The sequence below is a fragment of the Cupriavidus sp. WS genome, assembly GCF_000395345.1.
GTDB lineage: Bacteria > Pseudomonadota > Gammaproteobacteria > Burkholderiales > Burkholderiaceae > Cupriavidus > Cupriavidus basilensis_B.
In genome coordinates this window covers 1-13,945 of sequence record NZ_AQPL01000079.1, presented here as the reverse complement: position 1 = coordinate 13,945, position 13,945 = coordinate 1, and the positions used below count along the sequence as shown (strand labels likewise).

The 13,945-nt window shown below is 69.8% G+C and carries 15 protein-coding genes and 1 tRNA gene; 10 read left to right on the top strand and 6 right to left on the bottom strand.

Going from position 1 to position 13,945, the window contains the following annotated elements; genetic code table 11:
* A partial coding sequence (locus K206_RS0108295; protein ID WP_020201949.1) for an MFS transporter occupies positions 1–1,001 on the top strand: 1,001 nt, incomplete at its 5' end.
* Positions 1,002–1,034: 33 nt separating this feature from the next.
* On the opposite strand, the gene K206_RS0108290 is transcribed toward K206_RS0108295, so the two are convergent.
* Positions 1,035–2,012, bottom strand: coding sequence for an aldo/keto reductase (locus K206_RS0108290; protein ID WP_029043375.1), 978 nt, complete (start codon positions 2,010–2,012; stop codon positions 1,035–1,037).
* A 314-nt stretch (positions 2,013–2,326) separates the two neighbouring features.
* Between K206_RS0108290 and K206_RS41490 the strand changes: the two genes are divergently transcribed.
* Entirely contained in the window at positions 2,327–2,932 is a 606-nt protein-coding gene (locus K206_RS41490; protein WP_081651359.1) for a peptidoglycan recognition family protein, read from the top strand.
* Positions 2,920–3,345, top strand: a complete 426-nt coding sequence (locus K206_RS42730; RefSeq protein ID WP_155888003.1) for a hypothetical protein — start codon at positions 2,920–2,922, stop codon at positions 3,343–3,345. The genes K206_RS41490 and K206_RS42730 overlap by 13 nt, the downstream gene beginning before the upstream one ends.
* A gap of 53 nt (positions 3,346–3,398) precedes the next feature.
* Here the strand turns inward: K206_RS42730 and K206_RS0108285 are convergent, their stop codons facing one another.
* A complete protein-coding gene (locus tag K206_RS0108285; RefSeq protein WP_020201947.1) occupies positions 3,399–4,346 on the bottom strand; it encodes a LysR family transcriptional regulator in 948 nt (315 codons plus the stop codon).
* Positions 4,347–4,568: 222 nt separating this feature from the next.
* On the opposite strand from K206_RS0108285, the gene K206_RS0108280 reads away from it, so the two are divergent.
* The 5 genes from K206_RS0108280 to K206_RS0108260 all read left to right on the top strand — a co-directional run bounded on the left by K206_RS0108280 (position 4,569) and on the right by K206_RS0108260 (position 9,561).
* Positions 4,569–5,552 (top strand): tripartite tricarboxylate transporter substrate binding protein, encoded by a 984-nt coding sequence (locus tag K206_RS0108280; RefSeq protein ID WP_029043374.1) that lies wholly within the window; start codon positions 4,569–4,571, stop codon positions 5,550–5,552.
* Between the two features lie 35 nt (positions 5,553–5,587).
* The gene (locus K206_RS0108275; RefSeq protein WP_020201945.1) at positions 5,588–6,883 is read left to right on the top strand and encodes an aconitase/3-isopropylmalate dehydratase large subunit family protein; all 1,296 of its coding nucleotides are present in this window, start codon (positions 5,588–5,590) and stop codon (positions 6,881–6,883) included.
* A 61-nt stretch (positions 6,884–6,944) separates the two neighbouring features.
* Entirely contained in the window at positions 6,945–7,547 is a 603-nt protein-coding gene (locus K206_RS0108270; RefSeq protein WP_020201944.1) for an alpha-IPM isomerase, read from the top strand.
* A gap of 69 nt (positions 7,548–7,616) precedes the next feature.
* Positions 7,617–8,819, top strand: a complete 1,203-nt coding sequence (locus K206_RS0108265) for an aspartate transaminase (RefSeq protein WP_020201943.1) — start codon at positions 7,617–7,619, stop codon at positions 8,817–8,819.
* A gap of 40 nt (positions 8,820–8,859) precedes the next feature.
* Positions 8,860–9,561, top strand: coding sequence for an RraA family protein (locus K206_RS0108260; RefSeq protein WP_020201942.1), 702 nt, complete (start codon positions 8,860–8,862; stop codon positions 9,559–9,561).
* Between the two features lie 113 nt (positions 9,562–9,674).
* Here the strand turns inward: K206_RS0108260 and K206_RS0108255 are convergent.
* Positions 9,675–9,750 (bottom strand) — tRNA-Met (locus K206_RS0108255).
* A gap of 285 nt (positions 9,751–10,035) precedes the next feature.
* Complete coding sequence (locus K206_RS0108250; RefSeq protein ID WP_020201941.1) at positions 10,036–10,278, bottom strand: hypothetical protein; 243 nt, start codon at positions 10,276–10,278, stop codon at positions 10,036–10,038.
* Between the two features lie 246 nt (positions 10,279–10,524).
* Here K206_RS0108250 and K206_RS0108245 point away from each other — a divergent pair, with 246 nt between their 5' ends.
* A complete protein-coding gene (locus tag K206_RS0108245; RefSeq protein WP_020201940.1) occupies positions 10,525–11,328 on the top strand; it encodes a 5'-3' exonuclease H3TH domain-containing protein in 804 nt (267 codons plus the stop codon).
* A 28-nt stretch (positions 11,329–11,356) separates the two neighbouring features.
* Here K206_RS0108245 and hpaI read toward each other — a convergent pair whose 3' ends face one another.
* Complete coding sequence (hpaI, locus tag K206_RS0108240; protein ID WP_020201939.1) at positions 11,357–12,157, bottom strand: 4-hydroxy-2-oxoheptanedioate aldolase; 801 nt, start codon at positions 12,155–12,157, stop codon at positions 11,357–11,359.
* A 135-nt stretch (positions 12,158–12,292) separates the two neighbouring features.
* Positions 12,293–13,156, bottom strand: a complete 864-nt coding sequence (locus K206_RS0108235) for a class I SAM-dependent methyltransferase (RefSeq protein ID WP_020201938.1) — start codon at positions 13,154–13,156, stop codon at positions 12,293–12,295.
* A 292-nt stretch (positions 13,157–13,448) separates the two neighbouring features.
* Here K206_RS0108235 and K206_RS0108230 point away from each other — a divergent pair, with 292 nt between their 5' ends.
* Positions 13,449–13,916 (top strand): rhodanese-like domain-containing protein, encoded by a 468-nt coding sequence (locus K206_RS0108230; RefSeq protein WP_029043373.1) that lies wholly within the window; start codon positions 13,449–13,451, stop codon positions 13,914–13,916.
* Positions 13,917–13,945: the final 29 nt, after the last annotated feature.

Sequence of the window (13,945 nt, the reverse complement as noted above, 5' to 3'; positions counted from 1 at the left end):
CGCTGGTCAGCGCGATCTCCCCGCCGCACCGGCTCGGGCGCGGCGTGGGGCTGAACGCGCTGGTGGTGGGCGTGTCGTTCGCGGTCGGGCCCACGGTGGCGTCGCTGATCCTCTCGCTGGGGCCGTGGCCCTGGCTGTTCGCCGTCAACCTGCCGATCGGCCTGCTCGCGCTGGCCGCGGCGTGGCCCACGCTGCCGCAGACCGCGCGCAGCACGCACCGCTTCGACCGCGTGGCGGCCGGGCTCAACGTGCTTACCTTCGCCTCGCTGATCTTCGCGCTGGGCGAGGGCGCGCAGCGCGCGCCGGCGGCGCAGTCGCTGACGGCGCTGGCGGTGTTCGCGGTGGCCTTCGTGCTGCTGCTGCGCCGCGAGCGCGGCCATCCCGCGCCGATGCTGCCGGTGGACCTGATGAAGCGGCCGATGTTCGCGCTGTCGGCGATGACCGCGGTGTGCTCGTTCGCCGCGCAGGGGCTGGCCTTCGTGTCGCTGCCGTTCTTCTTCGAGAGCGTGCTGGGGCGCAGCCCGATCGAGACCGGCTTCCTGATGACGCCGTGGTCGGCGGTGGTGGCGCTGATGGCGCCCATCGCCGGGCGGCTGTCGGACCGCTATCCGCCGGGGCTGCTGGGCGGCGTGGGGCTGGCGGTGCTGAGCGCGGGCATGGCCTCGCTGGCGCTGATGCCGGCGCAACCGAGCGCGCTCGACATCGGCATCCGCATGGCGATCTGCGGCGCCGGCTTCGGCTTCTTCCAGTCGCCCAACCTCAAGGCGCTGATGTCCAGCGCGCCGCGCGAGCGCGCCGGCGGCGCCAGCGGCACCATCGCCACCGTGCGCCTGCTGGGCCAGGCCACCGGCGCCGCGCTGGTGGCGCTGTGCTTCAGCATCGCCGGGCACCACGGGCCGACGCTGGCGCTGGCGCTGGGCGCGGGCTTCGCCGGCGTGGCCAGCATCGCCAGCGGGCTGCGGCTGGTCGCGCGCGAGCCGGCGGCGGCCGGCAAGCCCTGATGCCTTGATCTGCCGCCGCGGGCCGCTCCGGGGCTAGAACCCGACCGGCTCGTGCGGCACGTAGGGCGCTTCCAGCGCCTGGATTTCCTCGGCGCTCAGCCCGAGCGACAGCGCGGCCACGGCGTCTTCGAGATGATGCGGCTTGGACGCGCCCACGATGGGCGAGGTGATGCCCGGCTTCTGCAGCAGCCACGCCAGCGCGACCTGCGCCGCCGGCACGCCGCGCGCCCGCGCGATGGCGTGCACCTGCTCCACCACGGCGCGGTCCGCATCCTCGGCGCCGCGGTACAGCGTCTTGCCGAACTCGTCGCTGGCCTCGCGCGCGCTGCCGGCATGCCACGGCCGCGTCAGCCGGCCGCGCGCCAGCGGGCTCCACGGCATCACCGCGATGCCCTCGGCCGCGCACAGCGGCAGCATCTCGCGCTCCTCTTCCCGGTTGAGCAGGTTCACGTGGTCCTGCATGCTGGCGAACTGCGTCCAGCCGCGCTGGCGCGAGGTGTGGATGGCGCGCGAGAACTGCCACGCGAACATCGACGAGGCGCCGATATAGCGCGCCTTGCCGGCCTTGACCACGTCGTGCAGCGCCTCCAGCGTTTCCTCGATCGGCGTGGCCGGGTCCCAGCGGTGGATCTGGTACAGGTCCACGTAGTCGGTGCCGAGCCGGCGCAGGCTGTGGTCGATCTCCGCCAGGATGGCCCGGCGCGACAGCCCCGCGCCGTTGGGGCCGGGCCGCATGCGTCCGTGCACCTTGGTGGCGATCACCACGTCGTCGCGGTGCGCGAAATCCTTGAGCGCGCGCCCGACGATTTCCTCCGAGGTGCCGTCCGAGTAGACGTTGGCGGTGTCGAAGAAGTTGATGCCGGCGTCCAGCGCCTGGCGGAGCAGCGGACGGCTGGCTTCCTCGCCCAGCGTCCACGGGTGGTTGCCGCGCTCGGGCACGCCGTAGGTCATGCAACCCAGGCACAGCCGCGAAACCTTCAGTCCTGTCGAGCCAAACCGCACGTAATCCATCTTGCCGCTCCTTGGTGATCGGTGGTTGGTGAGGGTTGCATGGTAGGCCAATCCCCGCGCGGCTGCAGGCGGCGCGCGCGGCGGAGATTGGCCTCTTCCGCGCGCTATCGCGAACAGCGGACCGGCATCTTCGATTTTGTCGCAGCGGTTTCACCGCGTGGGAATGGCAAAAGCAAGCCGCGATTGAAAATCAGACGGGTCCAATATATCCAATTTCTGATGTTTGATAGGTTTGGCCGTCGGGATCGCGCATGAGGCGGCGTTCACGACGCAGATCGGATCAACATAGAAGGAATCATGGAATAGGAGACTTCATGCTGTTCATATCGAAGCAGGGCCATGTGGACGCGGAGCGCGTCATCGTGAAGATCTTTCCGGCAATCGAGAACGGGCCAATGGAGAAGGTCAATGGCATTGTCGTCCATCAAACCGGAGGGTCTACAGCGAATAGTGCGTTTGAAAGCTATAAGGAAGCGGGTGCCAATGGAGCCCATTTCCTGATCGACAAAAGTGGTGTTATCTATCAGACGGCTTCACTACTCAGGGGTACCAGTCACGTTGGGAAATTGAAGTCCCGGTGCGTCGCCACGAAGGCTTGTTCGCCAGAGGAATTCAAGGCCGCATATTCAATGCGAAACAAGTACAAGAAGCTGTCGAGACGAGAGCACAAAAAGAAATTTCCAGAAAGATACCCATCAAATTTCGATTCTGTTGGCATCGAACTGGTTGGAAAAGCAATATCCGGCGAAGGCGAGGATGCAATCTATGAGCCAGTGACAAGTCAGCAGAATGCATCTCTGGAATGGTTGGTCAGGGAGTTATCCGAGACGCTGGGTACTTCTATGCAGGAAGTTTATCGGCATCCGGATCTTTCATACAAAGTGAAATCGGAGGCAAGGACAGCAAAATGGGATCGTTGAAATATTTGACCTGGGCTGTTCTTGTTTATCTGGCTTGTATGCCACCATCGGCCTTTTCTCGGACGGTAAAAAATGTCTCGGTCGAACTAGCCGGGGCGAGCGACATACAGGATGACCCGCCGTCCGGGGGGTGCAGAGCATTCCGGCCGACAGCGGCACAGGTGCGCCAGTATTTTTCCAGGGCTTATCCTGTCCCGGCGAAGCTGGGCGCGCATGATCGCTACTCGCCGTGCCATGCAAAAGGAACGGTTGCCTTCAGCGACAACACGCGTGGAACGTGGAAGCTATCCTCGGGAGGCGCGGCGACCCTGTTCTGGGATACCGGTGATGTGGTTAGCCTGTTCTACGGGAAATATAAATGGCACGATCCATTTGCCGGCATGTATGGACTCTGCGATGAGGGCGATTGCTAGCGCCCGTGTGGAAATGCATGTGGCGACATGCGCGCAGTCGGCCGGCAATCACCTCACTCCTGCGCCGCCGGCGCCGCCAGCGTCACGCCGGGCGGCAGCGGCTGGCGGCGGATGTCGTCGAGCAGCACGCCGAGCAGGCGCTGCGCGCTCGGCGACAGCGAGCGCAGCGGCCGGGTGATCACGCTGATCTCGCGCGACAGGCGCGGCTCGTGCAGTTCGAGGAAGACCAGTCCCGGATAGGCGTGGCCCTGGTAGGCCAGCGCGGGCAGCACCGAGTATTGCTTGCCGGTGCCGAGCATGGCGAACAGCGCGCCCGTGCTTTCCACCTCGTCGTGCGCGCCGCCCAGCACGGGCCAGTGCGTGGCGTGGCTGCGCAGGAAGTGGCCGATGCCGGTGTCGGCGTTGAAGCCGATGTATTGCGCGGGCGGCAGGTCGGCCCAGCGCAGCGGCCGACCCAGGTGCGCGAGCGGCAGGTCGCGGTGGCAGGCCACGCCGTAGCAGTCGGACAGCAGCGGGGTGTAGTGCAGGCCTTCGTGGCCCTGGTACTTGCTGTCGATGGCGAAGTCCACCTCGCCTTCGAGCACCAGCCGCTCGGCCTGGCGCGCGGCGGGGTTGCGCAGCGAGATGGTGATCTCGGGGTAGGTCTCGCGAAAGCGCGGGATGGCGCTGACCAGGAACAGGTTGATGACCGAGGTGGCCGCGCCGATGCGCAGGTGGCCGCGGTTGCCCTGCGCCAGCGCCATCAGGTCGTAGACCGAGCTGTCGAAGCCGTTGACGACCCTCTCCGCCTCGGGGCGGAAGCGCTCGGCGTGCTGGGTCAGCGCCACGCGCCGCGTGGTGCGGTCGAACATCTTCAGGTCCACCGCTTCTTCGAGCTGCTGGATGGTGGCGGTGAGCGCGGACTGGGTCATGCACAGGCGCAGCGCCGCCGCGGTGAACGAGCCGGTATCGGCCACGGCGAGGAAGCAGCGCAGTTGCTTGAGGGTGACGTTGTGGCGCATGGGGCGGGGTCCGGAGCGTAGGTGGCGGCGCGGGGGTGGCGCGCCAGCCTATTTTTCAGCTTTTCAGAAAAATCGGCAAGATAAATTCGTTTGTCTGGATTAATCGGCGTCCCTAGAATCGTTCTTCATCCACGGCGGCGGTACTGCGTGGCGAACGACAAAAAGACAAGAAAGCCCGAAGCCAGCACAGCGACACCTTCTTTCCCCCACCAAGGACCCCCGATGAAGCGCCTGATCCGCCTTAGCGCAGTACTGCTTGCCTGTTTGCCATGCCTGGCCGCCGCGGCCGACGGCGCCGCCGACGACGCTTATCCCAACAAGGCGGTGCGCATCGTGGTGCCGTTCGCCCCGGGCGGCTCGACCGACGTGGTGGCGCGCATCGTCGCCGAGAAGCTGGCGCAGCAGTTCAAGCAGCCGTTCCTGGTGGACAACCGCGCCGGCGCCAGCGGCAACATCGGCGCCGAGCTGGTGGCCAAGTCGCCCGCGGACGGCTACACGCTGCTGATGGGCGCCACCGGCGTGCTCTCGATCAACGACCATCTCTACAGCCGCATGAACTACGACGTGGCCCGGGATTTCGTGCCGGTGAGCTACGTCACGCAGAACGCCAACATCCTGGTGGTCTCGCCGAGCCTGCCGGCCACCACCGTGCCGGAGCTGGTGGCGCTGGCCAAGAGCAAGCCGGGCACGCTGAGCTTCGCCTCGTCGGGCCCGGGCAGTTCCACCCACCTGTCGGGCGAGCTGTTCAAGGCGATGTCGGGCGTGGACATCCTGCACGTGCCCTACAAGGGCAGTTCCGCCGCGCTGACCGACCTGCTGGGCGGACAGGTGACGATGCTGTTCGACAACGCGCCGTCCTCCATCGGCTTCGTGCAGCAGGGCAAGCTGCGCGCGCTGGCCGTGACCAGCCGCAAGCGCCTGCCCGGCCTGCCCAACGTGCCGACCGTGGACGAGGCCGGCTTCAAGGGCTACGAGTCGCTGTCGTGGTGCGGCATCGTGGCGCCGGCCGGCACCCCGCGCGCGATCGTGCTCAAGCTCAACCGCGCCATCGACCGCATCCTGGCCACCGACGAGGTCAGGGAGAAGCTGGTGCAGCTGGGCGTGGAGCCGGTCGGCGGCCCGCCCGAGGCGTTCGCGCGGCTGATCCAGTCCGAGCACGAGAAGTGGGGCAAGGTGGTCAAGACCGCCAACATCAAGCTCAACTGACCCCGCGCCGCCGCCCCTTCCTCCCGACCGACACGATGGCGAACACCGACCAATCCCCGGGCCGCACGCTGGCCGAGAAGCTGCTGTCGCGCGCCGCCGGCCGCGACGTGCGCGCCGGCGACCTCGCCATCTGCGCGCCGCATGCCGTCATGGGTACCGACGGCTCGATCCCGATGGCGCTGGACTACTTCCGCCAGATGCAGCCCGAGGGCGAGCCGCTGCCGCCGCCGGCGGCGCCCGAGCGGCTGGTGTTCGCGCTGGACCACTACGGCGCCACCTCCGGCGCGCGCGCGCTGGCCTTGCAGGAAGTGGCGCGGGCCTATGCGCTGGCGCATGGCGTGGGCCTGTTCGAAGCGGGCGAGGGCATCGGCCACCAGTTGATGCTGGAACGCGGCCGGGTGCTGCCGGGCACGCTGGCGGTGGGCGCCGACTCGCACGCCGTGAGCTACGGCGCGCTCAACGCCTTCGGCTCGGGCATCGGCTCTTCCGACCTGGCCGGCATCCTGCAATGCAACCAGCTGTGGCTGAAGGTGCCGGGTTCGCTGCGCATCCGCCTGCATGGCGCGCTGCCGGCCCATGCCTCGGCCAAGGACCTCGCGCTGGCGATGGCGCGGCGCATCGGCGCGGGCGGCGCCAACTACCTGGCGCTGGAATTCGCCGGGCCCGGCGTGGCCGCGCTCGACATGGACGACCGCATCGTGCTGGCCAACATGTCGGTGGAGATGGGCGCCAAGGCGGGCCTGTTCCCGTTCGACGCGCGCACCGCGGCCTGGCTGTCGGGCCGCGCGCGCGAGCCCTACGAGCCGGCCGCGGCGGACCCGGACGCGGCCTACGCCGGCACGCTCGACTTCGACCTCGGCGCCGTCGTCCCGCAGGTGGCGCTGCCGCACCGCGTGGACGGCGTGATCGACCTCGCCCAAGCGCCGGCGACCCGCGTCGACATGGTCTACCTCGGCACCTGCACGGGCGGGCGCAGCAAGGACTACCGCGAGGCGCTGGACGTGCTGCGCGCCGGCGGCGGCGTGGCGCCCGGCGTGCGGCTGGTGGTGACGCCGGCCTCCGAGACGGTGCGCGCCGAGCTGGCGGGCAGCGGCATGCTGGCCGAGTTCGAGGCGCTCGGCGCGCAGATCCAGCCGCCCGGCTGCGGCGCGTGCTGCGGCACCTGCGGCAGCATTCCCGCCGACGGCATGCGCGTGATCTCCACCGCCAACCGCAATTTCAAGGGGCGCATGGGCAACCGGCAGTCGGAGATCTTCCTGGCGTCGCCGCGCGCGTGCGCGGGCGCGGCCGTCACCGGCCACCTGGTGGACCCGCGCGACCTCGCGCCGTGAGGCCTAGGTGCGGCCGATGCCGGCCATGTAGTGAACGCAGCAGCAAACCGAGCAGCAGACGATGCAGCAGATAGCGCAACAACAGCAGCAGCAAGAACAGCAGCAATCGCGGCGGTCGCCGGACGGCGCCGAGCGCATCCACGGCCGCGCGCGCCTGCTCGGCGACGACATCAACACCGACTACCTGATCGCTTCCAGCCGCAAGAAGGACAGCCTCGATCCGCGGGTGCTGCGCCGCTACCTGCTGGAAGACCTCGATCCGGCCTTCGCCGCCAGCATCGCCGATGGCGACATCCTGGTGGCCGGCCACAACTTCGGCTGCGGCTCCGCGATGGAAGTCGCGGTCACGGTGGTGCTGGCCGCGGGCATCCGCGTGGTGGTGGCGCGCAGCTTCGCGCGCACCTACTGGCGCAACGCCATCAACAACGGCCTGCTGCTGATCACCGCCGATACCGCGGGCATTGCCGAAGGCGATGCCCTGGCGCTGCGCCTGGACGGCGCCAGCGCCGAGCTGCTGGTCGGCTCTCCGGCGCATGCAGCGCACGCAGCGCCGGCCGCGCCGGCGCGGCGCATCGCGTGCGAGCCCGTGCCAGACATCGTGCTGACCATCCGCGCGGCCGGCGGGCTGGTGCCGTACCTGCGCCACCACCGCAAGCTGGCCTGAGCCCGCCCCGAACCCCGAATCCCGAATCCCGAACCTCGATCGCCCTCTCAACCTGGAACCGCCCGCATCATGACTTTCATTGCCGCCCGCCTCAACCGCATCAAACCGTCGCCGAGCTCGATGGCCGGACAACGCGCGCGCGAACTGCGCGCCGCCGGCCGCGACATCGTCGGCCTGACCTCCGGCGAGCCCGACTTCGACACGCCCCAGCATGTCTGCGAAGCCGCCACGCGCGCGATGGCCGCCTCGCGCACCAAGTACACCGACGTGGGCGGCACGCCCGAGCTGAAGGCGGCCATCGCCGCCAAGTTCCGCCGCGACAACAACCTCGACTACGCCGCCAGCGAGATCATCGTCGGCACCGGCGGCAAGCAGATCATCTTCAACGCGCTGATGTGCACGGTGGACACGGGCGTGGAGGTCATCGTCCCGGCGCCGTACTGGGTGTCGTACCCGGACATCGTGCTGCTGGCCGACGGCACGCCGGTGTTCGTGCCGTGCCCGCCCGAGAACGGTTTCAAGCTGCGCCCGGAGGACCTGGAGCGCGCCATCACGCCGCGCACGCGCTGGCTGGTGCTCAACGCGCCCAACAACCCCAGCGGCGCGGCCTACACCCATGCCGAGCTCAAGGCGCTGGCCGAGGTGCTGATGCGCCATCCGCACGTGTGGGTGATGACCGACGACATCTACGAGCACATCCTCTACGACGGCCGCAAGTTCTGCACCATCGCCGAGGTCGAGCCGGCCCTGAAGGCGCGCACGCTGACCATCAACGGCGTCTCCAAGGCGTATGCGATGACCGGCTGGCGCATCGGCTACGGCGGCGCGCCGGCCGAGCTGGTCAAGGCGATGGTCAAGCTGCAGTCGCAGAGCACGTCGAACCCGTCGTCGATCAGCCAGGCCGCCGCGCTCGAGGCGCTGAACGGCCCGCAGGACTTCATCGCCGAGCGCACGCGCATCTTCCAGTCGCGGCGCGACATGGTGGTGGCCGAGCTGTCCAGCATGCCGGGCATCACCTGCCACTCGCCCGAAGGCGCGTTCTACGTCTATCCGTCGTGCGCGGGCGTGATCGGCAAGCGCACGCCGGAGGGCAAGGTCATCGAGACCGACAACGATTTCGTGCTCTACCTGCTGGAGTCGCAGAACCTGGCCGTGCTGCAGGGCGCCGCGTATGGCATGTCGCCGTTCTTCCGCATCTCGTTCGCCACCTCCGAGGCGCAGCTGCGCGAAGGCATGCGCCGCCTGCGCGCGGCCTGCGAGGCGCTGCGCTGATCCGCCCCGGCCCAACCGAAAACCGAACCTGGAGACGCCCATGAGCACCGAATCCCAACCCGTCCAGTGGCCAGCCGGCTACCGCATCAACCCGCGCGCGGCCGGCCCCGCGGCCGACCTCGTGGCGGCCTTCCGCGACATGCCGGTGGCCGCCGTGGGCGACGCCATGAGCCGCAACGTGGGCGCCATCGGCCTGCGCCAGTACCACGCGCGGCTCGATACCGTGCTGTGCGGCCCGGCCGTCACGGTGCGCGTGCGGCCCGGCGACAACCTGATGATCCACAAGGCGCTGATGATGGTGGAGGCCGGCGATGTGCTGGTCATCGACGGCGGCGGCGACGTGACGCAGGCGCTGGTCGGCGGCCTGATGCGCACCACCTGCGTGGCCCGCAAGCTCGGCGGCCTGGTGATCGACGGCGCCGTGCGCGACCTGTGCGAGTGGGCCGAGGAGGGCATGCCGATCTTCGCCAGGGGCCACACCCACCGCGGCCCGAGCAAGGACGGCCCGGGCGAGATCAACGTGCCGGTGTCGTGCGCCGGGCTGGTGGTGATGCCGGGCGACCTCGTGATTGGCGACGCCGACGGCGTGATCGCGGTGCCGGCGGCCGAGGCGGCCGACGTACTGCGCAAGACCCGCGCCCACCTGGAGAAGGAAGCGCAGATCCGCGAATCCAACCGCACCGGCACCGCCGACCGCGAGCGCTTCGACGCCGTGCTGCGGGCCAAGGGCCTGCCGGTCTGAACGGCCACGCCCGCGCATGCCCGGCCCGCCGGCCAGGCATGCGCGGGCGCGCAGCGGCGGCCGGAAAGCACAAAGCCCGCGCGGCGTGAACCGTGCGGGCTTTGCTGGAAGCCTGGTTGCGGGGGCAGGACTTGAACCTGCGACCTTCGGGTTATGAGCCCGACGAGCTGCCAACTGCTCCACCCCGCGAAACGAAATATACCCGGATTGGTGCGTAATGGAAAGTCCTGATTGGATTTTCTTTTTCCATTGTCGGTGGGAGTCGGGTGCTCGATACGGGGCTGGGTGGTGGAAAGATCGCGCAAGTTTGCGCATCTTCGTGCTATGAAGTGGGAAAAACCGCATTCACGGCCATCATCCGACGTGATCGGAGCGGCGCCGGCGGGGCTTCGTATCGTTCCTGCCGGCGCAATAATGCCGGCGGCCCGGCGGCGTGCCGGGAGGCATGGGCGCGCGGAACGGCCCGGGAAGTCGTCAGCCGGTGCTGCCGTCCGCCTTCTGCGCCGGTGCCAGCGTGAAGCGCGCGGACAGGTCGGCTTCGTCGCTCAGCGGGTCCTGGGGCTGCACGATGCCCTTGGCGCTGAGCTTGGTCAGGGTGCGCGCGGCCTGGATCGGGCTGACGCCCGCGGCCTTGGCGACCTGGTATGCATCCATCGGGGTGCCCGCTTTCTGCAGGGCGTCGAGTACTGCCTGGCGGGTGTCGTGATTGTTGTTCATTTCCGGGCGCGGGTTGGATGTGGTCAGACTAGACGGAGTGGGGCGCGCGCGCAACCCCGGGTTCTCGCCAATCGCGCCGCTTGAAGCGCCGCGGCCATCGCCGCCGTTGCCTTTCGCGCCCGCCGTCTCGCCCACTTTGCCGCGCGCGGCCGGCCGCCGGCGCCGCGCCGCGGTTGCGCCACGGTTGCGCCGGCGGCCCGGCACGTCAGAATAGAGGGTCTGACGAGAAGTCGCACCGCACGCACCATGACGCAAACACTCCTGCTGATCGACGGCCTGAACATCCTGCGCCGCGTCTACGAGGCCAACCCGGCGCAAGACATCCCGGCCAAGGTCGAGGGCGCGGTGATCTCGGCGCTGGCCTCGTTCCGGCGCGCGCTCGCCGAGTGCCGCACCACGCATGCGCTGGCGGCGTTCGACACCGGCGGCAAGACCTGGCGCCACGAGCTTTATCCGCCGTACCGCCAGCACCGCAAGCCGATGGACCCGGAGCTGGCCGAGGTGATCCCGGATTTCCGCCTGACGCTGACCGAGGTGCTGGGCCTGCAGACCGTCGCCATCGACGGCTTCGAGGCCGACGACATCATCGGCACCGCCTATTACCGCTGGACCGCCGCCAAGGACGGCGCGGCGATCCCGGTGAGCACCGACAAGGACGTGCTCCAGCTGATCGCCGACGGCGCCGTGGTGCGCAACCACTTCGCCACCGCGAAGAACGGCGAGCGCGCGTGGTTCGACGAGTCCTACGTGATGGACAAGTTCGGCGTGGCCAGCCACCAGCTGGCGGACTACCTGGCCCTGCTGGGGGACAGCTCGGACGACATTCCCGGCGTCGAGAAGATCGGCGCCAAGACCGCCGCGCGGCTGCTGGGGCAGTACGGCGACCTCGAAGGCGTGCTCGCCAACGCGGCCGGGGAGAAGGGCGTGATCGGCAAGAACCTGGCCGAGCAGGCGCATCTGGCGCGGCTGTCGCGCCAGCTGCTGTCGCTCAGGACCGATGCGCAGCTCGGGCTGACGTGGAACATGCTGCGGCTGCCCGAGCCGGCCTAGGCGCGGGCGCGAGGGCGGCGGCAGTGCTTCAGTACGCCGCCGAGGGCCCGCCGGCCGGCGCGGCGGCGCCGGTGAATTCCGCGGCCAGCCTGCGCGCGGCGTTGGCATAGACCAGCACGTCCACCCCGGTGGCGACGAAGGTGCAGCCCAGTTCCAGGTAGCGGCGCGCGAGGCCGTTGTCGGAGGTCAGCGTGCCGGCCGCCTTGCCGCTGGCGACGATGGTGCGCATGGCGCCCTCGATGGCGGCCTGCACCTCGGGGTGGCCGGGGTTGCCGCGGTGGCCCATCGACGCGGCCAGGTCCGCCGGGCCGATGAACACGCCGTCCACGCCGTCCACCGCGCAGATCGCTTCCAGGTTCTGCAGCGCCGTCACCGTCTCGGCCTGCACCAGCAGGCAGATTTCGTCGTCGGCCACCGCCAGGTAGTCGGCGCGCGCGTTCCAGCGCGAGGCGCGCGCAATCGCGCTGCCCACGCCGCGGATGCCGTGCGGCGGATAGCGCGTGGCGGCCACCAGCGCGGCGGCCTGTGCGGCGGTGTCCACCATCGGCACCAGCAGGCTCCTGGCGCCGATGTCCAGCAACTGCTTGATCAGCGGCACTTCGCCGGCCACCGCGCGCACCACCGGCTGCGACGGGTAGGGCGCGACGGCCTGGAGCGCGTGCAGGATGCCGCCGAGCTCGTTGGGCGCGTGCTCGCCGTCGATCAGCAGCCAGTCGAAGCCGGCGGTGGCCGAGACTTCCGCCAGGTAGGGCGAGGCCATCGAGACCCAGAGGCCGATCTGCGGCTTGCCGGCCGACAGCGCGGCCTTGAAGGGATTGTTTGCGGGCATGGGGGTCTCCGGGTTTGCCGTTGTGGTCTGTCGTGCGCGGGCGCCGCGTGGCGCCGCGGAACCTGCCGAATATACGGGCAGCCGGTGGCGCGGTCCAGATGCCCGCATCCCGGCATGCTCGCGCGGCGCCTGCGGCTACGGCTGGCTCGCCGGCGGCTTGACGAACTTCAGTGTCATGCGGTCGGATTCGCCGATGGCGAGGAAGGCGGCGCGGTCGCGCTCGCCGCCGCGCAGCGTGGGCGGCAGCGACCACACGCCGTCCGGGTGGTCGTGGCCGTCGCGCGGGTTGGCGTTGATCTCGCTGCGGCCGGCCAGCGCGAAGCCGGCCGCGCGCGCGTGGTCGATCACGTAGTCCTCGGTGACGTAGCCGGTGGCGATCATCTGGTCCAGCGAGGTGCCCGGCGTGGCGCGGTGTTCTTCCACGCCGAGCACGCCGCCCGGCTTGAGCACCGCGTAGAAGGCGCGCAGGCTGTCGTCCAGGTGGCCGTCCTGGATCCAGTTGTGGATGTTGCGGAAGGTCAGCACGAGGTCGGCGCTGCCGGGCGGGGCGAAATCGGCGGGCTGGCGCAGCGGCAGCGTGCCGACCACCACCTTGCCGTAGCTGGCCGGGTCGCGCGCCAGCTTCTGCGCGTAGTTGGCGCGCGCCTTCGCGCTTTCCTCGCCGGCCGCGCCCGCGTCGTAGTGCGCGGCGTAGAGCTTGCCGCGCTCGCGCAGCAGCGGCGCCAGGATCTCCGTGTACCAGCCGCCGCCGGGCGCGATCTCCACCACGGTCTGGCCCGGCGCGAGGCCGAAGAAGCGCAGCGTCTGCAGCGGGTGGCGGTAGGCGTCGCGCGCCTTGTTGGCGGCGCTGCGCTGCGGGCCGGCGATGGCCGCGGCCAGCGCGGCCTCGTCGTTGCCGGCCTGGGCGCCCGCCGCGGTGGCGGCCAGGGCGAGCGTGCCGGCGCAGGCCAGCAGCAGGGCGCGCCGCGCGAGGCGGTGCGGTGAAGACTTCGGGGTCATGGCGTCCTTTGCCGGTGTGAGGGGGCGGTGGCGGCACATCGCGCGCCGCCGCGGGCCGGACTCGAATCTGGACTCGGCGCCGCCGCCTGTCAAGCCGGCGCGCCGGCGTGCCGCCGCCGTCTTTGGAAATGCGTTTTTATTCGTTTTCAATCTCCGCGCCCGCTTTCATAGTGCAGACGTGATGGCTATAGGCGGTTGCCGGCCACCGGAAACCGTGCCACGGGCGCGGATGACAGGCGAGCAGCGTGCCGGCGCAACGCACGGCCCGCGCGCCACAAGGAGAACACGACACATGACGACTGCATTGGAAAACCAGACCAGCCATGCCGTGCTGGAAGCCGCGCGCGGCGTGGCACGTTCGTCCGGCCTGCCCTACGCGGGCCGCGTGACGCCGCAGCAGGCCTGGGCGCTGTTCAGCGCGGGCGACGCCGTGCTGGTGGACGTGCGCACGGCGGAGGAGCGCAAGTTCGTCGGCTACGTGCCGGACAGCGTGCACGTGCCCTGGGCCACCGGCACCAGCCTGACCCGCAATCCGCGCTTCGTGCGCGAGCTGGAAGCCAAGACCGGCAAGGACGCCGTGGTGCTGCTGCTGTGCCGCAGCGGCAACCGCTCCGCGCTGGCCGCCGAGGCCGCCGCCAAGGCGGGGCTGGCCAATGTGTTCAACGTGCTGGAAGGCTTCGAGGGCGACCTCGACGAGCGGCAGCGGCGCGGCCGCAGCGGCGGCTGGCGCTTCCACGACCTGCCCTGGGTGCAGGACTAGCCGGGGCGGGCAGGGGCCGGGCATGCCCG